Here is a 22,301-nt window from a genome sequence, read left to right on the forward strand (position 1 = left end):
CTCAGAACAACGTCGAGTCGATGGCGCGGTTCAGTTGAGACCGCGCCTCTTTTTTTGATTCAGTAGTTTTTATTTGTGTACACAGCGCGGTAGTAACAATGACCTTGCCGTAAGCTTGGCGTACTTGTGCGACATGGCGCTCTTTCATTGCGAGTACCTGAGCGAGTTGCATATTCAGCTCACGCTTCTTCCGCCCTACCCAAGCTTGCCACAGAACATCTGCACCGATCGCCTTCCGTGATTTGTCTTCCCTGCTATTGCTTTCAGCCAAATGCACGTCAAGTTGTCGTAGCGATTTGCGCAGCTGGCCTTCTTGGGCCAAAAGGTGCGCAAAGCTTTCCCGTTGTTGTTGATACTTAATATCGACAACATTCTTCATTTCGAGAAGGTCCTTAAGTTTGCTCATATGGATTTCTTGGCGCGCAGGCGCATATCTTCAGCAAAACGAATAGCTGCAGCGACTGGGGCGTAATCATCTAGCCGAATTTGAGATCCTATGTCGACGGCTGCGTGGAGAGCACGAGCAGTTGGCGGATCCGAGTGAATTGGTACTCCAGCTTCCGCACCGATCCGCCGGATTGTTGCAGCAATCTCGTCCACTCCTTTTGCGACGCAAACGGGGGCCTCTCCTGGAAGACGGCTCCATTTAAGTACAACGGCATAGTGCGTTGGATTTACGATTATAACGTCTGCCTCAGGGACATCCTTCATCATCTGGTTTTGAGAAGCAGTGATCGCTCGTTGACGGCGTTCCTGTTTAAGATGGGGATCGCCTTCGCTGTTTTTCGTCTCGTCGGTCACTTCCTTCCGAGACATACGGTTTTTTCGCATGTGAGATGCGTGCTGCCACAAAGCATCAACACCACCGATAACACCAGATACTATTACAACTACGGTCAGAAATCCTGTGCAGATCTTAGCAAGAAGTGCGATAGCAGTTTGGGGATTTGTCTGAAGGACGCCAATCATATCTGACAGCCATAATCGAATGAATAGCGCAAGACACAAGGAGAAGATTACTAACTTCAAGAAACTTTTGAAGAATTCGAAAATACCGTCACGACCAAACTTATTCTTGGCGTTTGTTACGATAGAAATACGGTTTAGTTTTGGTTCAAGCTTACTAGGTGCGAAAACCCATGCCTGTTGTGCAAACATGGCAAGAACCACACCAACGGCGGGGAGTGCAAAGACTGGCGCGATGCTCCATCCTATGGTTTGCATGATTCCACCTGCGGGAGCAGAACCGCTCCCGTTAAAAAATAGCGTCGCAAGTTCTGTTGGCTGGTCGAGCAAAGTCATCAAAGCGGTTCCAACATTGTCCAAGATATTTCCCCCAAACGCGAGCAGCGCTGTGAGAAGGCCAAAATATCCACTTGCAGTAAGAAGGTCGTTAGACTTGGCAACGTCACCTTTTTTGCGCGCGTCTAGAAGCTTTTGCGGCGTCGCATCGAAGCTCTTGTCGGCTTCATCTTCTTCGCTCATTGCACAGGTTCCAGTGGGTTAGCGATAAAGCTGTTGAGCGCACTTAGCCAAGTTTCAAGTAAAAGGGGGCCAGAGAGGCACAAGAGCATCAAGCCGCCAGCAGTAATAACTGGAGCACCAACGAAAGCTACCATGAGTTGTGGCATCGCCTTGTTAATAACGCCTAAAGCGACATTATAGAGGACTGACAAAATGACAAAGGGTGCTGAAAAAGTGAATGCCAGCGAAAACGCACGGCGAATTTGGTCGACACCCCATTCGGCCAGGTCGACCCCGCTGGGCAATCGGCCCATTGGCAACATATCATAAGAGAAGATGATCATTTCGGCAACGCGCACGTGTAATCCGGTCATTACAGCTAAGGCCAACCCGCCCATAACAAGTATGTGACCCATTGCAGGCACTGGTTCTGACACGGCACCGCCGAGGATTTGAGCGAGTGACGTTGATTGCGCTGCGATTGAGCCAGCTGTTTGTAAAGCCAATATGAAAAGCCGGATACCAACACCTAAAGTCAAACCAGCCAAAATCTCGGTCACTGATATCCACAAGATTGTTTCGAGCTGAATGGACCGCGCTGGATCAGCTACAGCGGGTGCTATAATCAGGGTAAAAGCAAGTGCGATCGCAAGCTTTACACGGGCTGGAACAGACTGCTCGCCAAACGCAGGCAGTAAACTTACCAAAGCGCTGACTCTCAAAAAAACGACGAATCCTTGCCAAAGAAACGCGTCGGACAGTTGCAGCAATTCGGCCAACGCCTGAGTCATGCGGGGACAATACCCACCAAAGAGGGCCGTGCGTCTAAACCAATTTCCTCAAATGAAAGTACCGGAGATGTTATGCCTTTGGCGCGCAATACTGTATGCAAAAAGCGGCGGCGGCGTGTGTTAGTCACGACGGCAGGGAAAATTCCATTTTGGTTGGCGTCATTTATTTTTTGTGAAACACCGTCTGCTAGTTGATTAAACAAATCAGGTGGAAGTGCAATATCAAGCCCCCTATCGGCATCTATTTGATAAAGATTAAAGGTTTCCTCCCATTCTGGCGCAAGTTGTACGAGGGGGAGAGTGCCATCCTCGCGTCGCACCTCAGCCACTAATTGAAAACCCAAGCGCTGGCGAACCAACTCGCAAATTGCTTCAGGCAGCGCATTATGACCTCGCGCTTCTGCCGTCGCTTCAAGGATAAGCGGAAGATTTCTTATTGACACCTGCTCGGCCAACAACAAACGCAGAACCGAATGAAGAATATCAATTGGTACTTTGTCTGGAATTAATTCGTCGAGAAGTTTGCGGTTAGCTTCAGCGCGTCTTGGTGAGGAAATATTGACCATCTCGTCCAGTAAGCGGCGGAGAGATTTAAGTGTTAATAAGCGTGGAAAGTTACGCTTCACGATTTCGAGCAGGTGGGTGGCAAGTACTTCGGCTGGAGTTACAAGGGTGATGCCTCCTATTGCGGCATCTTCCTCATCTGTTTGATTAATCCAGCGGGCTGGCGCACCATAGACGGGTTCAACAGTATCAATACCGGAGGGTAATAAATCCAGGTTTTCAGGAGCGAGCGCGAGAACTTGATTTGGATTGAGAATAGCGCGAGCTTGCTCGACCCCTTGGATGCGCAATAGATAGGTGCCGTTGGGAAGGCTTGGATTATCGGTTAGTCGTATTTCAGGAAGGATAATCCCGAAAACAGATGCAACATGTGTTCGCATATTTAGAATTCGCGCATCGAGACCTGTACCTGGATCAAGTACCATACCCACTAAATCTGGTGCAAATTCGACATGAATGTCATCCAGCTCCAGAATATCGCCAAGTGGCTTTTCACGTGGCACCGGTTCGGCGTCTGTGTCGCCGTTGTCTGCAGTTGGTTCCTCAGATTTCTGGTACATGCGATAAGATAAATATCCGAGACCGATCGCTCCGGCAATAAAAGGTAAAAATGGCATACCTGGCACCAATGCAAATAGGGCCATTAAGCAGGCTACGGTTGCAAGAGCTGCGGGATGTTTACTCAACTGGGCGAAGACTGCGAGATCAGTGGAACCTTGGGCACCCCCACGAGCGAGCAAAAGAGCAGATGCAATTGAAATAATTACAGCTGGAATCTGAGAGACAAGCCCATCCCCAACTGTTAAAATTGCATAGGTTTCGAATGCAGCACTAAGGGGCATGCCGTGTATAATTGTCCCCATGATGAGTCCAGCAACCAAGTTTAACAAAGTAATTAGAAGTCCTGCGATCGCGTCTCCCTTTACGAACTTTGACGCTCCATCAAGTGACCCGAAGAAGGTGGTTTCTTGCTGTTCACGATTACGACGCTCTTTCGCTTCGGTGTGAGTGATTGCGCCTGCCGACATATCGCTATCGATCGCCATTTGTTTCCCTGGCATCCCGTCCAAAGCGAAACGTGCTCCAACTTCGGCCATTCGAGTTGCACCCTTGTTAATGACCATGAAGTTTACAATTAGAAGCACGAGAAACACTACCAAACCAAGAAAAATAGATCCGCCCATGACAAATTGAGCGAATCCTTGAATTACTTCTCCTGCAGCATCTGTTCCAGTGTGACCTTCACCGATAATCAACTTAGTTGAGGAAACGTTTAGTGATAGTCGGAGCATCAAAGAAGCCAGTAGAATTGTAGGGAAAGCTGAAAAGTCGAGTGGTCGCTCAATGAAGAGCGTCACTGTGAACATCAGAATCGCCAAGGCAAAAGAAGCTGCAAGGCCAATGTCCAAGATCCAAGCTGGCATAGGAAGTACCATCATTACGATGATTGTCATCAGTCCAACGGTCAACAACACAGTAGGCTGATAAAATGAGCTGATTGAGAATTTCATATTATAATGTTCTCTTAATTGAATAGGTATTCAGAGTATAATTATACAGGACATTTATAAACTTCTTTAAAATTAAGATTTCAAATTTTTCTACCGGCATACTTAGCTTAGAGTCCATAAAAATATCGTAATTCAGTGACTGCGTTACGCGGTGAAAAAAGAAGTAAACTCTGGTGCATTTTATACCTCACCTTAACAGTGTTCTACTGTTCGGTTTGAGCGTATACTAAGTAGTGTTTATTTTTTATGACTAATCCGATATTGATTTTTCAAGAATCTGGCTCTGGTTGGATAGTTGGATCGTTAAGCAACTCTCGAAGCGTGTTCCGAGCGGAAGTGCTTTCTTCAAGGGCGAGGCTTGCTCGACCCAACGGGCCCAAGCTGGAATCTATCTCAGGTTCAACAGAAAGAGCGGCTACTGCACCAAAACTATCTGTACCTATCGGGGTCAAATCTTTCCACTCGTTCGAAAGCCATGCAGCTTGTGCTGACTTGACAGTTTCATCGTTCTTTAGATAAATTTCCGATGCCTCGCGGTATGCCCCGGCCATCGCTTTAGCTTGAGCGAGAATGAGTTCAGATTCTGGGTCCTCAATCCCCAAAAGTGCTGCCTGGGCCTGAAACGGTTGGCGAAGTAACAGTGATGCTTTTGCAGCAAGAACCTGGCGTTCTTTCATCCGACCGATATCGGGCATGGAAGAGAGAACATATTGAACTTGTGCTGCAAAACCGAGTTCTAGTAAACGGGTCGCCAACTTAAGGCTTGTCTGTGTCGGTAGCGATGCGGCGCGCAAAACATCTGATGTAAATACGTAGTTCAGGAAATCGAAGTCACTACCCCTCTGAATGAGAAGGTCGAGGGTAGTGTATTTTAAACGATCAATTGTTTTTTGTGATAGAGACGGCTCAATAGTCTTTAAGGTATCGAAAGCCTCAGTAAACCGCCCTGACTGCCCCAAAGCGATAACTTGCGCTTGCCTTAACTGGTTACCAATCTCTGTTCCTCGCAATTCTTGGGCATACGCTTCGACCAGCGTAGCTGTTTCGGGAGAGATAATTTCATCTCTCGAGAGCTTACTGTTTATTAATTTCAAAAGAGCTTCTGGTGAGTGGGTCGTATTGGTACCAATAACCTGGTCTAAGAGCAGTTCCGCCGAATGCCCTGCATCCATCGCCAGTTCTGCTTTCGCCATTAATGATCCTGAACCTGATGCCTCAGACAAGCGGTCAATACTGCGTATCGCTGCGTTAGCAGCAGCAGCGTTACCGTACTTCAGAAGGCGACTGCTTAAAGCCGGCGCAACTAACTGTCGTAGTTGTTTGGGCAGCCGGTTAAGTGCAAGTAGGGCTGCATCGGTATTTACAATAGAGTTTGTGGGAATTTCATCAAAGCTCAATACGGCCCACAGCGCAATGTTTGACGAGCAGTCTGTAAATGGGCTGAGAGAGTTGGGACGAGTTAATGCTCCGTATTCTAGAATGCGGGCAACATCAGCGAGATATGGAAAGTCCTCAAGTAATGACGGATCTAATCCAAGCGTGTTTAAAGCTTCGGCACCAAATCCAAAGTAGATATAAACTCTAGTAAGATTATTTGCGGCGTCCTTGTTTAATCGATCTCGGGCGTTTACTAACTCATTCCGCGCTGCTCCAATTTGAGCAGAGAAACCGGACTCTTCTCCCCACATATCTATTTGTAAAAGCTCATTTTCGGGGCACTTAAGTCCAGTAGATGTGGCGTTCAGTCTTGCGGATGAATCGTCAACATAACGATCCATACTATTGGTAAATCGAATATTTTTTGAAGTCGGTTTAATGTTTCTTGGTAAATTTCCAGGTTCAAATGCTTCCGACTCCATTGACGAGTCTTTTGCTCTATTCTGGATTTTTGATGTTATGATGTCGCCATCTAGCAGCCCGATACTTGTTGCATTTGCGACTTCTTGCGCAAGTTTTCGGTGAACTTCTTGAAGCAGTTCAGCTCGATTATCTAGAATAGGCTCTGTGCTCATTACGGTAGATGTCGGTGTCATAATTTGAGCAAATTGATCTAAGCGACCTCCATCCACTCCAAATGGTGAGTTGCCGCCAATCCAAGGTAGCGCTTCCGCATGTTTTTGAGGGCGTTGTTCAGAGCGCAGTTGAGCACTATCAGCGGTTTGAATAGCACTCTCCATCAGAGGTCCAGCTAAAACAGTGCCTTTGTCAGCAACATCAATGACCAGTAAAGAACCATCTCGAAAAGCACTGGCGATACAATCACAGTTCACTTCTAGAAATAGCTTTTCATTATCGAAACCAATTTTAGAAATTCTGTTTTTCTGCATCCGAACGAATACACGATCAGTGTTCAAGATTCCAGAAAAGCCTGGGAGAGAGAGCTCAACAGCCTTGTCCGTTTGCCGTGCATTCCAAGGCTGCGAATTAGGAAGCGGAAAGGTGATTCTGCTGAAGGTTGGATGATCGCCAGAACGCAACTCTAGTTCTTGCGCATGTGCCGCACCTGTATAGATTACACACACAGCTAATAAGATCGCATCTATTCTCATGCTACAGCCTGCTTGAGCGCCTTGAGCGCTTCTTCAAGTTCCGTATAACTTGGTCGGCAATGTGATGGGGTGTTTTGGCGCCCCACCTCAATGCAAATGTTTGTTGCATGATTATGCAGGTTTGCAACTAAAACCTCGCGTATTAGCTGATAGAAATTGGCTTCGTCTTTCGTAACATCACTTACCTTCGCGGCAAACGGTCCAACGAAACCATATGCAAGGAAAACACCTAGAAATGTACCAACCAAGGCGCCGCCAATTAATTTTCCCAATACTTCGGGTGGCTGATCAATTGATCCCATCGTTTTAATAATACCCAGAACGGCAGCAACAATGCCAAGTGCGGGGAGACCATCTGCGATAACTTGCAATGCATGGCTGGAATGCATTGCGTGCTCTCGATTGGCATCAATGCGTTTTTCAAGAACTTCTTCGACTTGATGGGGATCATCATAATTCATAGAGGCGGACCGTAAGGTATCACAAATAAGTGCGACAGCTTCTTTATCAGCTAAGATTCGAGGGTATCTCGTAAAAATGGAAGAGTCCTCTGGACCTTCGATGTGCTCCTCTATGGCAACGGGATTTTGCCGTGCCAGTCGAATAAGCTCAAATAAAAGGCACAGCAAATCCGTATAATCTTCGTGCTTCCATTTTGGACCTTTGAAAACCTTACCCATATCTTTCATTGTGTGTTTGATTGCTGGGCCATCATTGCTAATCAGAAATGCGCCTAGTGCAGCACCACAAATCATGATTGCCTCGAAAGGTAGTGCCTTAAGGATGATACCCATCTTACCACCTGCAAGCAGGTAGCCGCCAAATACCATGACCAAAATTGTAATGATTCCGATAATACCGATCATGTCAGTCCTCAATGCGCCTATTTACATTAGCGTCACATATAATTGTTAAAGAAGCCTCTGCAGAATTTTAGGTTTTAGGCACGTTCGCATTGCGACCCGCCAAAATTACACTAATTGAATACGCCACCTGAGGTGACAGACCTGCCAAAACAGATGCTGCAGCTTCGGGGCGCATTCGTCCGAGAAAGCCAGCAGCAAAATTGGGCTCCATTTGTTCGAATAATTCGGCGGCTTCCTTTGGCTTCATATTCTCGTAAACTGTAGTGAGGTTCAGTAGGTCCTTTTCGGAAGCCTCATCTGCAAGCGAAAGGGTGGCACGAAGATTCTGTTCCGTCTCACGGAGCGTTTCGAGTCGCTTCTCAATTTCGCCATCAGCGATGGATAAGGCCTGTAGCCGCATTTCAAGTTTTTTCTCACGCTGAGAAATTTGCGCTTCACGTTCGGTCAACGCTGCAATGAGCGCTGACATTTCACCATCATCTACCAGCGAAGATGTTGAAAAGGGGGTACGAGGAGCCTTGTTGGCAGTGATTTCTGTGCTGGCTGGCGTTTCTGAGGCAGGCATCGGCGTAGTCGGTAATTGGCCCCCCTGCGCAAAGGCTTCATTACCGCTGGTTAACATCCTTATCGAAGCCGAGCTTAGAAGAAGTATTGCAATGACTGTTACTGAGCCGCGTCCCGAAGGGACGAGTATTTTTTTCATAATGGATAACATTATGCTGTACCTCCTGCCGTCTGGGCACGTCGAGCAAACAGAGGTGCTGCAGGACTGGACTGCGGAGGCGTAGGAACTGCAGGTTCTGGCTCAGATAGTGGGGCGGTTGGGATATCATGCAACGATGCCATTTGAAGCTCTAATCGCCGAGACATATCTTCCGCGCGTGTGGTCAAGGCTGTCAGGGTATGTGCTGAATCAGAGGCTGTTTTCTGCGCCGCTGCCAACGAGCGATTAAGATCATCGACCTGTGCGGATAGTACTGCGACCGCACCTCCGACCCCCTTTTCAAGATCGTTAAACCGGTTCAGTCGGCGTCCCAAAACAAAACAATATATGCCAGCACCAATAGCGCCTGCCGCTAATAAAATATCTGCGATAAGGTCCATCACATGCTCCTTTAAGTCAGTACAAATTCCATGATTAGAAAGTCATTCACACGATCTTGTCCTGTGACGACTTGAACGCGGCGCAGCATTTGCGCGCGTAAACGTGTTAGTGCTGTTTGATCTTCGAGGTCCGTAAGTTCGAGGGCACGTAGATAACTGTTCAGTACATCAACAACACGCGGTAGCAGTTTGGTCACATCTTCCGCATGGTTTTTTGGTACTTCGAGTTGGGCGCGAAACCGCAATAGCCTGTCTTGAGGTTGTGCATCTACCGAAATGGTCAGCGGCTCAATCTCGACGAACGCGATATCGGCAAAGGGATCTTCTACATCTTTATGTGTGGCATCGGCATGATCGCTCTTTTCGCTGCCATCAAGAATCATGCCTGACCACGTTGCATAGAATCCGCCACCGCCGCCTATCAATGCCAGCACAAGGCCAAGGATCAAAGACATCTTTGATGTTTTAGGAGGATCTTCCTCGGGTGTGTTCTGTTCAGCTGCCATGGTGTGTCCATCCTTTGCTACTTCAATTGATATAGACGCCATTGCACTAACGGGTTGTTAAGCCCGATGAGTCATTTGTTGTGACGAAGCCGGACAGAACGTTCGGTGTGACGGAGGCAGTTGTGCAGCAATACCTGAATGTCTGGATGAAGCTTGGTATCAAGCGTCAACTCATTGTAATCGCGGCGACTGGGGCAATGTTTTTTGCGATTCTCGCAATGGCCCGCATGACAACCGCTCCTAGTATGACTCTATTATATGCAGGTTTGGAGAGTAGCGCAGCTGGCGACGTCGTACGCTCGCTTGAGCAACGTGGCGTTGCATTTGACGTGCGCGGCGGCTCTATTTTTGTGGATAGCAACCAGCGTGATCAACTTCGCTTAACGCTGGCAAGCGAGGGTTTGCCAGCGAATGGTAACCGCGGATATGAGCTTTTGGATCAATTGACTGGGTTTGGGACCACAAGCCAAATGTTTGATGCAGCGTATTGGCGTGCGAAAGAAGGTGAGTTGGCACGAACTATCGTAGCGAATCCTGCGATTGCGATGGCACGGGTTCATATCGCAAGCACTGGATCGAATCCTTTTCAACGTGGTGTGACGCCTAAAGCATCGGTGTCTCTTACACCAAATGGTGGCGGCATTTCGCAAGCACAGGGCAAAGCGGTACGTTTCCTTGTTGCCTCTGCCGTTGCCGGCCTATCGCCAGAGGATGTGGCGGTCATTGATGCAAACGGTACGCTTATTGGTGCGACAGAAGATTCTGCTCCTACTGTTGGTGGTGATGACAAGGCGCAGGTTTTGCGTGATCGTGTTCAACGCTTGCTTGAGGCGCGTGTTGGCTTCGGAAATGCAGTGGTTGAAGTAAGTGTCGACACGGTTACCGAAAGTGAGTCGATCCGTGAGCGGAGTTTTGATCCCGATGGTCGTGTAGCAATTAGTAGTGACACAGAAGAGCGGACAAACACGGCCGAAGGTACCGGTGGTGGAGACGTTACAGTAGCGAGTAATCTACCCGATCAAGAAGGGGCAGGTGGTGGCGATAAGTCTACTTCGCAAAATAGTGAAACCCGTGAACGCATCAATTATGAGGTTTCCGAAACAGAACGTGAAATCATTCGTGCTCCAGGTGCGATAAAGAGGCTGTCGGTAGCTGTATTAGTGAATGAATCAACTGTCCTGAACGACGTTGGTGAACCCGTTACTGAGCCGAGAAATCCAGAAGAAATGGAGGCATTGAGAGAGCTTGTCTCCTCCGCTGTCGGTTTTAACGAGGAGCGGGGTGATATCATTACGCTGAAATCTATGGCTCTTCAAAGCGTTGCTCCTTCTGGTACTGCAGCCAGTACTTCCTTGATGGATCAATTTGACCTTGATCTGCTTTCCGCCATTCAAATGATTGTTTTGGCCATCGTCACACTGATCTTGGGCCTGTTTGTGATTCGACCCGTTCTCAGCCGGCAGCCTGTAGAAGTTGCTGCACTTGCAGCGCCGGAAGTCGCTGAAAAAGCCGGAGGAGATCCCACCCCAATTGGCAACCTACCAGCAGTGTTTGACGCAGAGGATATGGGAAACGCACAAGCATCTTCTGGTGTCGAGCGATTTGATCCACGAGGTTTGCCAAATGGTGTTGACGGTCAACCCCAAGATCCCGTCGCGCGATTGAGAGGTATGATCGGAGAACGGCAAGAGGAAACAGTCGAAATTCTGCGCGGATGGCTTGAGGATAAAGAGGAAAAAGTATGACCTCCATTTCACATCGTTATGCAGATTTCAGTTTTTTAGACTCCGATGGCGCACAGTCTGACCCTGTTCCCCTTGAACGTGTGGAAGATCAGAAGTTGCAGTCTTTTGAAGAGGGTTACCAGGCTGGATGGACTGACGCTGAAAAGAACTTCGAAACTGAACAGAAAAATGTGACAGACGAAATACTGCACACATTAAGGGACCTGTCATTTACGTACCAGGAGGCTCTGATGCATTTGAATCGTGGATTGCATCCGATGTTTGAGCAAATGATGAAAGCGCTGCTGCCGCGTACTGCAAGTGCGGCGCTAAGGGCGCATGTTATAGAGCAGTTGGTCGAACTTGCTGGCTCGCAGACAAATGGACAAATCACGTTACGAGTATCTGAAAACGATTTGCCGATGCTTGAGGATTTATTGGAGGGTGTAGAACTCAAACTTCCTGTCTCACTCGCTCCTGATAAAAATCTGCACATTCACCAACTTTTCATATCGTTAGATCTGGTTGAGCGTGAGATCAACCTGGACGCAGTTTGCCAAGAAATCATCACCGCGATGAACGCCTTTAACTTCCATTCCCAATCGGAGTACCCAGATGACTGATCAAACGACCTTAGCCACGGATGTCTCAAACCCGTTCACCTCTGTTCCAATTGAAGTCACCGTTTGCGTTGGCAAAGCACGACCTTTGGTTCGTGACCTCGTCATGCTTGGCGAAAATGCTGTTCTGACGCTGGATCGGCGGGTCGATGATCCGGTTGATCTTTATGTTGGCGACAAGCTTATCGCACGTGGTACCTTAGAAGAGGCGGAGGGAGCCGCTAGTGGCCAACTCATGGTGCGATTGACAGAAGTTGTTGATATGCGCCAGGGTATCTGATGCAGAAACTCTTGCTCGGTTTCCTGTCAGTTGGGGTTCTGATATTTCTCCCTGGTGGAGTTGCCGCTCAGGATCTATCGATCTCGCTGGGCGCTGACGGTTCAATTTCAGCTCGGACGATACAACTGTTTGTACTGATCACGGTTCTTAGTTTGGCACCGGGGCTGGCCATTATGGTCACTTGCTTTCCCTTTCTGGTAACGGTTCTATCGATTTTGCGTCAGGCTATTGGTTTGCAGCAATCTCCGCCAAATATGCTCATTGTGAGCCTTGCCCTGTTTCTTACGTATTTCATAATGGAGCCAGTTTTTACCGCAGCATGGGCGAATGGAATCGGTCCGTTGACACGTGAAGAAATTGACGTCGAAACAGCCTTTAAACTCACATTAGAACCGTTTCGCATATTTATGGCTGGCCGCCTCGATCCTGAAACCTTCTTTGCGATGGCCGAACTGCGGCCAGATACTACAGCCGCACAGCCCACGCCGGATGCTCCACTTTCCGTTCTAGTGCCTAGTTTCATGCTTTCGGAGATTTCGCGTGCTTTTCAGATTGGTTTCCTGATCTATTTACCATTTCTCATAATAGATTTAGTTGTAGCAGCAATTCTGATGTCGATGGGTATGATGATGGTCCCTCCAGCGGTGGTGTCTCTGCCATTTAAATTGGCGTTTTTTGTTGTAGCAGACGGTTGGGCCCTCATCGCAGGTAGCCTTGTAAGAAGCTACTTTTAGACATAATAAATCTCATTAGCATCGTTTTAGAGGTACTTCTGAGAGCGATGTTAAAGGTGTGAGCAGGATTTTCCTTTAGTTCTATTTCCATATGTCAGGGGTGACAGTTAAATGGGAACGGGATGATGGAAAAGTTGATCAGGCTCTTAAGCAGTGGAATGTCTCAACTGCGTGTTGGGGGCTCAAGTATCTCATTCCGCCTCTTATTGCGAAATGCAGATTTATTGATTGTTCCATGGGTTTTGGATATTTTAGTTCTCTATTCGTACATTTGCGCCCGTGCGGCTTCCTCAGCGATCCCGGCCGCTACCACATACCTCGGTTATCAGGTGCGGCCCCAACTTTTAGCGCTTGTTTATTCTGGTCATCAGACACTCTTTCAAGCAGCAGCTGCACGGGTTAACTTGGGTTATTTAATGGTATGTGGCGCCGTCGCTCTATTGATCCTGAGTCTTGAATCTCACATTTCCAAACTTGTTGGCGCAGATAGTGGCGATTTTAGGCAAGTATTGATATGGGCTGTTGCTGGTCAGTCAACACCAGTTCTGTTTGGCGCTACGAGCTTATTGATGCAGGTAAATGACCGTCGTGTGTTTCATGATCTTTTACTTGGTGTAGCAGTAGTTTTCTTTCTTTGTTTTGTTGCTGTAATCGATGACTGGGATACTATTTTGATTGTACAAACTTGGGCGGTCGCCCAACTTACACACGCAGGAATATGTGCCCTTTTGTTAACGCAATGCGGAGTATGGCCTGGCCTCACAGCGGTATTTCACAAAGAGATCAAGCTGTTTTGACCCAAAGGATTAGCGAACAACAAATTCGGCATGAAGCGCGCCCGCTGCTTTTATGCTCTTAAGGATATCGATCATATCACGAGGAGATACGCCCAGAGCATTTAGACCTGCGATTACTTCTGAAAGGGATGCACCAGAAGGAATTTCTGCAAGCCCGATCCCTGGTTCCTCCTCAATTGCTGCGCGGGTTCGTGGAACGATAACAGTTTCGCCAACCGCAAATGGATTTGGCTGGGCCACTAATGGCTCTTCTTGAATACGCAAGGTCAGGTTACCTTGACTGACAGCCACCCGAGAAATACGAACATCCTCGCCCATCACGATCGTACCAGAGCGTTGATCAACAACGACGCGGGCCTTACGTTCTGGCTCCACTTCGATATTTTCTATTCTTCCTAGTGCATGGGCAACAGATCGCATTCGAGTGGCGGGTACGTCGAGTAGTACTGTGCCACTATCTAGCATGACAGCTACCCCGCGCCCAAAATCCCTGTTGATGGCTTGTTCTATTCTGCCAGCAGTTGTGAAATCCGCTTCGCGTAATGCCAATCTTAAGTCGCTAAGAGAACTTAATTGAAACTCGATTTCCCTCTCAATCCGCGCACCAGAAGGAATTGTCCCTGAAGTTGGCACGCCTTGGGTGACTTGGCCCCCATCACCGCCTACCGTAGCGCCACCAGCAATTATCGTTCCTTGTGATACGGCGTAAATTTCCCCGTCTGCAGCGTTCATGGGGGTCATAATGAGGGTTCCGCCTAAGAGGCTTTTCGCATCACCAATAGCAGAGACTGTCACATCGATCTGTCCTCCTGCACGTGCAAAAGGGGGTAGTGTTGCGGTAACCAGAACGGCAGCAACGTTTTTAGGCCGAAATTGTTCTCCCGTTACATTCACACCGAGGCGCTCAAGAATATTTGTCATTATGTCTTCGGTAAAGGGTGCATTTCGCAGCCCGTCGCCAGATCCGTTAAGTCCGACAACGAGGCCATAGCCCACCAAATCATTACCCCGAACCCCGTCAAAATCCACCAAGTCTTTTATTCTAACGGGGCTGGCCTCTACCGGCTCAAAGGGAGCGAAAACGATACCTAAACACAAAACTATTTTACCCAAAAATCTCATAGAAAATTCACGAGTGAAAGCTGTGACATGCGGGATGTGATCGCGTATAAACTTTGAAGTTGAAATTGGACTTGCTCCAGTTCTGTTGCGGCTTCAAAAGGATCAGAGCCCAGAATATCATTACGCGCCATTTCTAATGCGCTACGTTCGGCGCTTTGTCTTACTAATATGGTCTCAAGCCGGCTCTCAGAGACGCCGACCCGTGCTTGTAGCTCGACAATGCTATCAGTCGCGCCGACGACTGCTGATGTTGATTTTTGGAACAATTCAGTTTGTTGCGCGGAGGTGAGACCAAGAGACGGATCATCTGCCAGCGCAATCATTGCAAAGTTCTGTAGTATTTCGCGGAAAGCCGGGTCATCACCACGCAGTCCAAACTGTGCGGTTTCGTCATCGGAAAGCGAAATCGGTGCTAGCGACGTTTGCGCACCAAGATAACCTAGAGACTCAAAACCAGCCGGGTCATTGAACCAGGCCTTTGCAGCGGCTAACATATCATCGACGGTTGATGCTGATCCGACTGCTGCACTTAATTCGGAAAGCAGATTTTCCGACGGTGCGACAGGATTGGAAGATGTTGCTGTTCCTCCAAAAATAAATCGTCCTGCAACACTTGTATTCATCACGTTGATTAGATCGCTAAGGCCAGATTTAGCCTCGCTAATAGCCGTTTTGGAGCTGGCTTCCAAGGCGGAACTGGCTGTTTCAATTAGAGTGTCACGAAATGCACTATTCAGATTGCTCATTTGGGACAGTGCTATTTGGACGCCCTCAGCAAATTGGTTAGCTTCTCGTGTCGCTAATTCATAGCCGTTCATCTTGGTTAGGCTCCGCTCTATATCATTGATATAGGAAGAGTTTCCTCCGATGGCCTCCCGAACGTCAGATACTTTACCTGAAGCGATCTCCAAAGTGAGGCGTTGGATGTCTTGCTTTAGCGCAGCGTTGCGCGACTGCATTGCGTATGATTGGGCCATATCACCCAGAGAACCTATGCGCATCTTACAACCTCGTCATTGTTTCAAGCATTTCATTTGCGGCCTGAATGACGCGTGCGTTAGCGGCATAGGCTTGTTCGAGTATCAGCAGGTTTTGTAGCTCTTGGTCGGTATCGATTCCGTCTGAGAGTTGCAGCTCTGTCAATTCAGTTAAACGTGCTGCTGTGAATGTCATATCCTGCTCTGCACTTCCCCGGGTTGAAGCGAGAAGACCCGAAAACGCTGAGATCAGGCTTGCAGTATTGCGTGACCCTGTACCAAAATTCCCTGATGCAGGTATGCGGTTCTCTTCAAGGGAAGCACGCAAGCCGTTAAGCAAAGAAGCATCTCCTGCAAGACCCGGAATCAATGCACCTAATCCGTCGCGCAAACGCCACGTTTCCCCGCCGTCGGCTGGATCAACTGCAACATTGATGGCTAATCGACTACTCAGACCAACTTCATTCGCGTTATCAAACAAGTTGCCAGCATCCGTGAATAATCCTGGATCGCCGGCACCACGCGTTAAATCAAGTGCTGGATCATCAAACCGTGTAACTAGATCGCTGGCCAGAGCGTCCAGCTGAGACTGGGCCGCAACGCCGTAGGTGTCCCGAACAGCGAAATGACCACCTAGACTGCCGCCATTTAAGGCGCCGGTTCGTAAATCTTGCCCATTGAGGGTCAAACCTGACAGAGTTCCAGCATCAAGGGTTTGGAATTCGGTCACAAGGTTTTGCTGATTGAATCCAATTTCGGCGGCTGTGATATCCAACAAAATCGCACCCCCTCCAGTGTATATCGCTACTGCCCCATTGTCGCGGGGAACAACATTGATTGGAACGATACTGCTGATTGCCTCCAGCACTGACTGGCGCTGATCCAGAAGTGCGGGACTTCCGCCTGATCTTGCAATAGAGGTCGCTATTTGACTGTTTAATTTTTCAACTTGCTCCAACGCAGTATTGAGTGTTGCAACGTCTTGGGCAATCTGGGTGTCTGCATTCGTTCGCAGGCTTTGTACTTCTTTTGAAGTACGCACAAGTCCATCAGCAAGTCGCTTTGCATCTGTCACAGCTATATCAAGGCGCTCGATTGAGTCTGGTCTACTCGCTGCGGAGATAAGGCTTTCTTCAAATGCAGCGAGACGGCCACCCAATCCTTCGGGATCACCTGCAATACCTGTCACGTCCTCAAGTCGACGAAAGAAATCAACAGCGGTCTGTGTGTTTTGTTGCGCAGCGTTCGCGAGACGTAGATCGGCTATAACACCCTCATTCATATTGCGGGTAATGCTATCGATCCGAACGCCGCCATTAGCGCCATAGTTTAGCGATGAAAGTTCTAGGCCGCGCCGACCATAATTTGGGGTTAGGGCATTCGAAATATTGTTCGAAACAAGTTCTGACCCCCGCGCTGCGGCGCGCAATCCTGAGAAGGCCGCATTCATAGCTCCGGTAATCGACATGGTGTTCCCCTTAGTTTAGTTGAGGAGGGCGCGGTCGCCGCTCCCCTTTGCCATTAAATTAGCGTTTGATGTTGGTTGTTTCCTGCAACATTTCGTCAACGGTCTGGATCACCTTTGCATTTGACGAATATGCCCGTTGTGTCTGGATCATTGCGGTGAGTTCATTAGCAACATCAGTTGTAGACTCTTCACGGGCAAACCCGACGATATCACCGGTAGGTCCCTGACTTGCGTCCCATAGAAAGAATGAGCCGCTATCCACAGAAGGTTGATAGGTTTGACCATCAAGTGCGACCATCCCATTAGGGTTGGGCAGATCGACCAAGGGGACCTGATAAATTGTGCGTGTTACGCCAGTATCAAACGTAGCGTGGACGTATCCATTGCTATCAACGTTCACGCTGGTCATATTCCCAACTGGCGAGCCGTCTTTGGTGATAGAAACGGGTGCAAAGGTATCTGACAGTTGCGTCAAGGCATCGCTTTGTCCGATGACGCCAATATCGATTTCAATTGGACCGCCCGCCACATCTACAATCAAATTGCCTGTTGCAGGATCATAAGCACCACCTGATACAGTCGTTACAGTCGCTAAGGTACCACCAGCAGTCCTATTATCCTCAAACGTGAGGATGTATTCTCCAATAGTCACAGCAGGATCTACCGAGTCAGTGAGAGTCATTGTCCATTGATTTGACGCGCCCGCTGCAGGGACTGTAGGAGTGAATGTTACATTTACGCTCTCCGAAGTTCCAAGATTGCCATAATATTCAACGGCAAGCTGCTGGGCCTCACCCAAGCTGCCCGCAACCGTCTCTGTGGCAGGCAGATTAACACCCAGCGTCATTCGTGTTGTTGGCTCGCCAGTGAGCTGGTTTACATTGATCTGGATTGGCTCCAAACCTTCATCGGTATCACGTGAAAATGTCGGGATGGTGCCATCGGGCTGTGCCGGCCAACCCAGCAAAACAAGTCCTGAGGATGTCGTGAGATATCCCTCTGCGTCGGTTCGAAAAGACCCGGTGCTGGTCAAAAGCATGTTTGTGTCGCCGTTGCCGACGTTCAGGTCGGTTACCCGCCCCACAGGTAGCATTCCGCGACCACGTACCGCCAGATCTGTCGCGTTTGATGTCGCGACAAGGGAGCCGCTTTGATCGATTTGGCGCGTTGTGTCTGCACGTACGCCGCCAGCCGAGTAGCGCCCGCCGTTGCCGGAAATTACCATAGATTCGAAATTGGTTTCGACTCGGCGGTAGCCAAAGGTTGAGGAATTCGCGATGTTATCGGAAATACTAGCCAACCGTGTTGCGTTAGATTGAAGTCCCGCAACGCCTGCGTTTAGCGAAGATGATATTGTCATAGACACGCCTTTCTGCTCTGCCAATTGTTCTGGAACAAGGCATAGCGCGACACACTTTAATGTCGGGCTAACAGATAAAATGCAGTCTAATATTCTAGATCAGAGCACGCTGCGAAGAAGCACGATTTCGATTCTGTCATTTCGCAGGGCCATAGGGTCACGAACGACATGTTCGCGGTCTGCGTGTCCTGTTACCCGTTGAATTCGTCCTGATGCAATTCCTCGATCCTCTAGGAGCAGTCGCAATTGCGTCGCACGTTGTTGAGACAGGTCCCACACGGGGTTGTCTATCAGGACGAGGGGCCGCGCCCGCACATGTCCACCAATCGCGATGTCATTGGTTACAGTTTTGCTGATTTCCGAGATCAACGTAGCGAGGTCGCGCAGTAGGGATGTTGGTGTTGCGCTGTCGCTTTCAAATATCTGTAGAGCGTCACGCGAATAGACCTCAATAACCAAACCTTCATCGGTGATGCGAGTTACGATGTGTTCAAGCAAATTCTCCATGACCTCGGATTCTCCGCCCTGACCTAACAGAAGTTCGTTCAGGCTCTCGAAAACCTCATTCTGGCCATCTGTGTCACCAATAGTTTCACCAAGCGCTTTATCTTCTGCAGAGACGCGGCTGACCGAAGCGCCAGTACCATTTTTGGTAAGGGTCTGTTCGGAAAAGATGCTCTCGCCGCCGAACGCACCATTGCCTCCGCCTGAGGATTGAACGATCGGAATCGTTGGTGTGAAATAGTCGGCCAACCCTGCCTTTTGCTGCTCTGTGGTCGCGTTCAAGAGCCACATCAACATAAAAAATGCCATCATTGCAGTTACAAAGTCGGCATACGCAACTTTCCATGCACCACCATGATGCCCACCACCTTTGATGATCTTTTTCTTCTTTATAATGATTGGTCTGACATTTGCTTGCGCACTCATACCGACCCCCTTTTGTTCACCCGAGTTCAGGAGTAGCGGAGGAGGAGTTAGCAAACGGCTAATGCCTAAAGCTTTGGTTATCAAAAGGTAAATCTTGCAAAAGGCGGCAATTCCCGTCCAGATCACCGATAGTCGATATTCATGGAGCCGCCTCGCGCTTACTCTCCTGATCGGAACAGTGCTCAACGCAGGCATGTGGGCGATTATTGTGATCATGCCTGCCGTAGAGGCAGAATATAGCGGCAGCCGTGCCATGGCCTCGCTTCCCTATACCCATACGATGATCGGGTTCGGGACGGGGAACTATGTGATGGGCCGCGCCGCGGACCAGTTTGCCGCTATGCTGTCACCCATTATAGCGGCGTTTCTAACGGCGCTGGGCTACCTCCTTGCAACTATGTCAGGGTCACTGCTCATGCTTTCGTTGGCACAGCTTTTGGTCGGTTTTGCCTCGACGATTGGGTTTGGACCTTTAATAGCAGATATCTCGCACTGGTTCGTGCAACGTCGTGGTTTCGCAGTAGCCATAACGGCATCGGGGAACTTTCTATCGGGTGCGATATGGCCCATCCTGCTGGCCAATGTGCTGCAAGATTGCGGGTGGCGTGCAGTCTATCTGGTCATGGCTGTTGTGACGCTTGCTGTCGTTGTTCCACTTGCGCTCGCCCTCCGGAGCAGGCTTCCCGATAAGTTAAATGCTGCGGCCGAACAAGCCTCTGTGTTTAACGCAAAGTCGGCAGGCCTTTCATCGAGTGGCTTGCAATATCTGTTAGGGCTTGCAGGTATCGGGTGCTGTGTTGCGATGTCGATGCCACAGGTCCATATCGTAGCGCTCTGTGTGGGCCTCGGGTACGGCCCTGCTGTGGGCGCGCAAATGCTCTCGCTAATGTTGTTGGGTGGCGTTGCTTCCCGCATCGTATCAGGGCTGCTTGCTGATCGCTTAGGGGGCGTGCGCACATTGCTGGTCGGCTCAATTTTGCAATGTTTGGCTCTTTTTCTGTAACTGCCAGCGGGCGGAATGATTTCGCTCTATTTGGTGATTATGATCTTTGGCCTTAGCCAAGGTGAGATTGTGCCCAGCTATACGCTCATCGTGCGGGAATACATGCCAGCCAAAGAGGCGGGTGCGCGTGTCGGCTTCGTCATGATGGCGACGATCATGGGCATGGCGCTGGGCGGTTGGCTTTCGGGAGTAATCTATGACCTGAGTGGATCGTACATGCTCGCCTTCGTTAATGGGATCGTTTGGAATGGAATGAACATCGCAATCGTCCTCTGGCTAATTTCGCGTAGCCGCCCACGCATGCCAAATACCGCATTGGCCTAAGTTACCACTTTCGCCGTTTTGCCAGAACCATCTGCTTTTGCCGCTCGCGAAAGCGGTTTTTATCATCTTCTGCGGTCTCATTTACGCAGTGGTGACAGCTTACGCCCGCCTCATAGCCCGCACGTTCCGTATCAGACGGCAGGATTGGCCGACGGCAGCCATGGCACAACAGATGTGGACCGGGTTTCAGCCCATGCTCCACACTCACCCGGTTATCAAAAACAAAGCATGAACCGGTCCAAGTGCTCTGCGCAGCAGGCACTTCTTCGAGGTATTTCAGGATTCCGCCTTTTAGGTGGAACACATCTTCGACCCCTTGACCCAACAAGTAGTTGGTGGATTTCTCACAGCGAATCCCGCCTGTGCAGAACATCGCAATCTTCTTGTTGTGAAAACGGTCCTTGTTCGCTTCCCACCACGCGGGAAACTCGCCAAAGCTGGCGGTTTGTGGGTCAATCGCCCCATCAAACGTGCCAATTGCAACTTCATAGTCGTTACGGGTGTCGATCACTGCGACATCGTCGCGGGTTATCAGGTCATTCCAATCGGCAGGGTCGACATAATTACCGACGCTGGTGGTCGGGTCCACATCGGGCTGACCCATAGTCACGATCTCACGTTTGATCTTAACCTTCATCTTGCCGAAGGGCGGCTTTTCCGCATGTGAAATCTTGTGCTCCAGACCTGAACAACCGGGCAGCGCACGTAGATAAGTGAGAACAGTATCAACCGCCGTTTGCGACGGTCCTGCGATGGTGCCGTTAATCCCTTCGCGTGCCAACAGAAGGGTACCAGTGATCTGATGCTCCAAGCAAAACTTGAGCAACGGAGGCTTCATCCTGACGGGATCATCAAAGCGGGCAAAGTGGTAAAGGGCGGCAATGGTATACATGGGATGCCAAATAGGCCGCGTAGGGGTTGTTGCGCAAGAGGGCCGTGGGTTAAAACTGGTCCCAAGATGAATTCAGGCAGAAAGTTAATCCTATGCACGCACTCCTTGTTATCGACGTTCAAAACGATTTTTGCCCCGGCGGTGCGCTTGCTGTTGCGGGTGGTGACGAGATTGTCGCGGGCATTAATGCTTTCATGGGCCAGTTTGATGCAGTGATTCTGACGCAGGATTGGCATCCTGCTGGCCATTCCTCTTTTGCCTCCGTGCATGATGGCAAAGCACCCTATGACATGATCGAGATGCCCTACGGTGCTCAGGTTTTGTGGCCTGATCACTGCACCCAAGGGACCGAGGGAGCTGCATTTCACCCTTTGTTAAAGACTGATTGTGCCGACTTGATCATCCGAAAAGGATATAATCCGGCAATCGATAGCTACTCGGCCTTTTTCGAGAATGACCATAAGACGCCAACGGGTCTTGAGGGCTACTTGCGGACACGAGGCATAAAAGAGGTGACATTGGTTGGCCTCGCGCTTGATTTCTGTGTGAACTTTTCCGCTGTGGATGCTGCGCAGCTTGGCTTCAAAACGCATGTCCGCACCGAGCTTTGCCGTGCGATTGATCTGAATGGATCGCTAACTGAGGCAACAAATGCAATGGCGGGTGCTGGCGTCGCTGTAGACTAACCACTTGCCCCCTAACGCGGCATAGGCCA

23 protein-coding genes are annotated in these 22,301 nt (G+C 49.3%); 8 read left to right on the forward strand and 15 right to left on the reverse strand.

Annotated features, from left to right (window positions below; translation table 11 throughout):
- Window position 1: 1 nt before the first annotated feature.
- The 9 genes from Q0775_RS08215 to Q0775_RS08255 all read right to left on the reverse strand — a co-directional run bounded on the left by Q0775_RS08215 (window position 2) and on the right by Q0775_RS08255 (window position 9,355).
- On the reverse strand, window positions 2–406 hold the full coding sequence (locus Q0775_RS08215; RefSeq protein ID WP_298859139.1) for a hypothetical protein: 405 nt from the start codon (window positions 404–406) through the stop codon (window positions 2–4).
- Window positions 403–1,485: a flagellar biosynthesis protein FlhB gene (locus Q0775_RS08220; RefSeq protein ID WP_298859141.1), complete on the reverse strand. Its 1,083-nt coding sequence runs from the start codon at window positions 1,483–1,485 to the stop codon at window positions 403–405. Before Q0775_RS08220 ends, Q0775_RS08215 begins: the two co-directional genes overlap by 4 nt.
- A complete protein-coding gene (locus tag Q0775_RS08225; protein ID WP_298859143.1) occupies window positions 1,482–2,255 on the reverse strand; it encodes a flagellar biosynthetic protein FliR in 774 nt (257 codons plus the stop codon). The genes Q0775_RS08220 and Q0775_RS08225 overlap by 4 nt, the downstream gene beginning before the upstream one ends.
- Window positions 2,252–4,330 carry a flagellar biosynthesis protein FlhA gene (flhA, locus tag Q0775_RS08230; RefSeq protein ID WP_298859145.1) on the reverse strand — a complete coding sequence of 693 codons (2,079 nt, stop codon included), beginning with the start codon at window positions 4,328–4,330 and terminating at the stop codon, window positions 2,252–2,254. Before flhA ends, Q0775_RS08225 begins: the two co-directional genes overlap by 4 nt.
- A gap of 269 nt (window positions 4,331–4,599) precedes the next feature.
- Window positions 4,600–6,879, reverse strand: a complete 2,280-nt coding sequence (locus tag Q0775_RS08235) for a hypothetical protein (RefSeq protein WP_298859147.1) — start codon at window positions 6,877–6,879, stop codon at window positions 4,600–4,602.
- Window positions 6,876–7,745, reverse strand: a complete 870-nt coding sequence (motA, locus tag Q0775_RS08240) for a flagellar motor stator protein MotA (protein ID WP_298859149.1) — start codon at window positions 7,743–7,745, stop codon at window positions 6,876–6,878. The genes Q0775_RS08235 and motA overlap by 4 nt, the downstream gene beginning before the upstream one ends.
- Window positions 7,746–7,812: 67 nt before the next feature.
- Window positions 7,813–8,448, reverse strand: coding sequence for a hypothetical protein (locus tag Q0775_RS08245; protein ID WP_298859151.1), 636 nt, complete (start codon window positions 8,446–8,448; stop codon window positions 7,813–7,815).
- Window positions 8,449–8,459: 11 nt separating this feature from the next.
- Window positions 8,460–8,849: a hypothetical protein gene (locus Q0775_RS08250; protein ID WP_298859153.1), complete on the reverse strand. Its 390-nt coding sequence runs from the start codon at window positions 8,847–8,849 to the stop codon at window positions 8,460–8,462.
- Window positions 8,850–8,860: 11 nt separating this feature from the next.
- Window positions 8,861–9,355, reverse strand: coding sequence for a flagellar basal body-associated FliL family protein (locus Q0775_RS08255; protein WP_298859155.1), 495 nt, complete (start codon window positions 9,353–9,355; stop codon window positions 8,861–8,863).
- A 122-nt stretch (window positions 9,356–9,477) separates the two neighbouring features.
- On the opposite strand from Q0775_RS08255, the gene fliF reads away from it, so the two are divergent.
- The 5 genes from fliF (at window position 9,478) to Q0775_RS08280 (ending at window position 13,510) form a co-directional block, all read left to right on the forward strand.
- Entirely contained in the window at window positions 9,478–11,100 is a 1,623-nt protein-coding gene (gene fliF / locus Q0775_RS08260; RefSeq protein ID WP_298860001.1) for a flagellar basal-body MS-ring/collar protein FliF, read from the forward strand.
- Window positions 11,097–11,702 (forward strand): hypothetical protein, encoded by a 606-nt coding sequence (locus Q0775_RS08265; RefSeq protein ID WP_298859157.1) that lies wholly within the window; start codon window positions 11,097–11,099, stop codon window positions 11,700–11,702. The genes fliF and Q0775_RS08265 overlap by 4 nt, the downstream gene beginning before the upstream one ends.
- Complete coding sequence (locus Q0775_RS08270) at window positions 11,695–11,979, forward strand: FliM/FliN family flagellar motor C-terminal domain-containing protein (RefSeq protein WP_298859159.1); 285 nt, start codon at window positions 11,695–11,697, stop codon at window positions 11,977–11,979. The genes Q0775_RS08265 and Q0775_RS08270 overlap by 8 nt, the downstream gene beginning before the upstream one ends.
- Window positions 11,979–12,713, forward strand: coding sequence for a flagellar type III secretion system pore protein FliP (fliP, locus tag Q0775_RS08275; RefSeq protein ID WP_298859161.1), 735 nt, complete (start codon window positions 11,979–11,981; stop codon window positions 12,711–12,713). The genes Q0775_RS08270 and fliP overlap by 1 nt, the downstream gene beginning before the upstream one ends.
- A gap of 125 nt (window positions 12,714–12,838) precedes the next feature.
- Window positions 12,839–13,510, forward strand: a complete 672-nt coding sequence (locus Q0775_RS08280; RefSeq protein ID WP_298859163.1) for a hypothetical protein — start codon at window positions 12,839–12,841, stop codon at window positions 13,508–13,510.
- 9 nt (window positions 13,511–13,519) lie between these two features.
- On the opposite strand, the gene Q0775_RS08285 is transcribed toward Q0775_RS08280, so the two are convergent.
- From Q0775_RS08285 to Q0775_RS08305, 5 genes are all read right to left on the reverse strand, one after another.
- On the reverse strand, window positions 13,520–14,632 hold the full coding sequence (locus tag Q0775_RS08285; RefSeq protein WP_298859165.1) for a flagellar basal body P-ring protein FlgI: 1,113 nt from the start codon (window positions 14,630–14,632) through the stop codon (window positions 13,520–13,522).
- Window positions 14,629–15,591 (reverse strand): flagellin, encoded by a 963-nt coding sequence (locus tag Q0775_RS08290; protein WP_298859167.1) that lies wholly within the window; start codon window positions 15,589–15,591, stop codon window positions 14,629–14,631. The genes Q0775_RS08285 and Q0775_RS08290 overlap by 4 nt, the downstream gene beginning before the upstream one ends.
- Before the next feature lie 43 nt (window positions 15,592–15,634).
- A complete protein-coding gene (flgK, locus tag Q0775_RS08295; protein WP_298859169.1) occupies window positions 15,635–17,077 on the reverse strand; it encodes a flagellar hook-associated protein FlgK in 1,443 nt (480 codons plus the stop codon).
- Between the two features lie 58 nt (window positions 17,078–17,135).
- Window positions 17,136–18,437: a flagellar hook protein FlgE gene (locus Q0775_RS08300; RefSeq protein WP_298859171.1), complete on the reverse strand. Its 1,302-nt coding sequence runs from the start codon at window positions 18,435–18,437 to the stop codon at window positions 17,136–17,138.
- A gap of 99 nt (window positions 18,438–18,536) precedes the next feature.
- Window positions 18,537–19,367, reverse strand: coding sequence for a flagellar motor protein MotB (locus Q0775_RS08305; RefSeq protein ID WP_298859173.1), 831 nt, complete (start codon window positions 19,365–19,367; stop codon window positions 18,537–18,539).
- A gap of 94 nt (window positions 19,368–19,461) precedes the next feature.
- Here Q0775_RS08305 and Q0775_RS08310 point away from each other — a divergent pair, with 94 nt between their 5' ends.
- The gene (locus Q0775_RS08310) at window positions 19,462–20,370 is read left to right on the forward strand and encodes an MFS transporter (RefSeq protein ID WP_366863310.1); all 909 of its coding nucleotides are present in this window, start codon (window positions 19,462–19,464) and stop codon (window positions 20,368–20,370) included.
- 15 nt (window positions 20,371–20,385) lie between these two features.
- A complete protein-coding gene (locus Q0775_RS19970) occupies window positions 20,386–20,694 on the forward strand; it encodes a hypothetical protein (protein WP_366863312.1) in 309 nt (102 codons plus the stop codon).
- Between the two features lies 1 nt (window position 20,695).
- On the opposite strand, the gene Q0775_RS08315 is transcribed toward Q0775_RS19970, so the two are convergent.
- Entirely contained in the window at window positions 20,696–21,586 is an 891-nt protein-coding gene (locus Q0775_RS08315) for a rhodanese-related sulfurtransferase (protein ID WP_298859175.1), read from the reverse strand.
- Between the two features lie 92 nt (window positions 21,587–21,678).
- Here Q0775_RS08315 and pncA point away from each other — a divergent pair, with 92 nt between their 5' ends.
- On the forward strand, window positions 21,679–22,272 hold the full coding sequence (gene pncA / locus Q0775_RS08320; protein WP_298859177.1) for a bifunctional nicotinamidase/pyrazinamidase: 594 nt from the start codon (window positions 21,679–21,681) through the stop codon (window positions 22,270–22,272).
- Window positions 22,273–22,301: the final 29 nt, after the last annotated feature.

The sequence above is a fragment of the uncultured Sulfitobacter sp. genome, assembly GCF_947499945.1.
Lineage (GTDB): Bacteria > Pseudomonadota > Alphaproteobacteria > Rhodobacterales > Rhodobacteraceae > Sulfitobacter.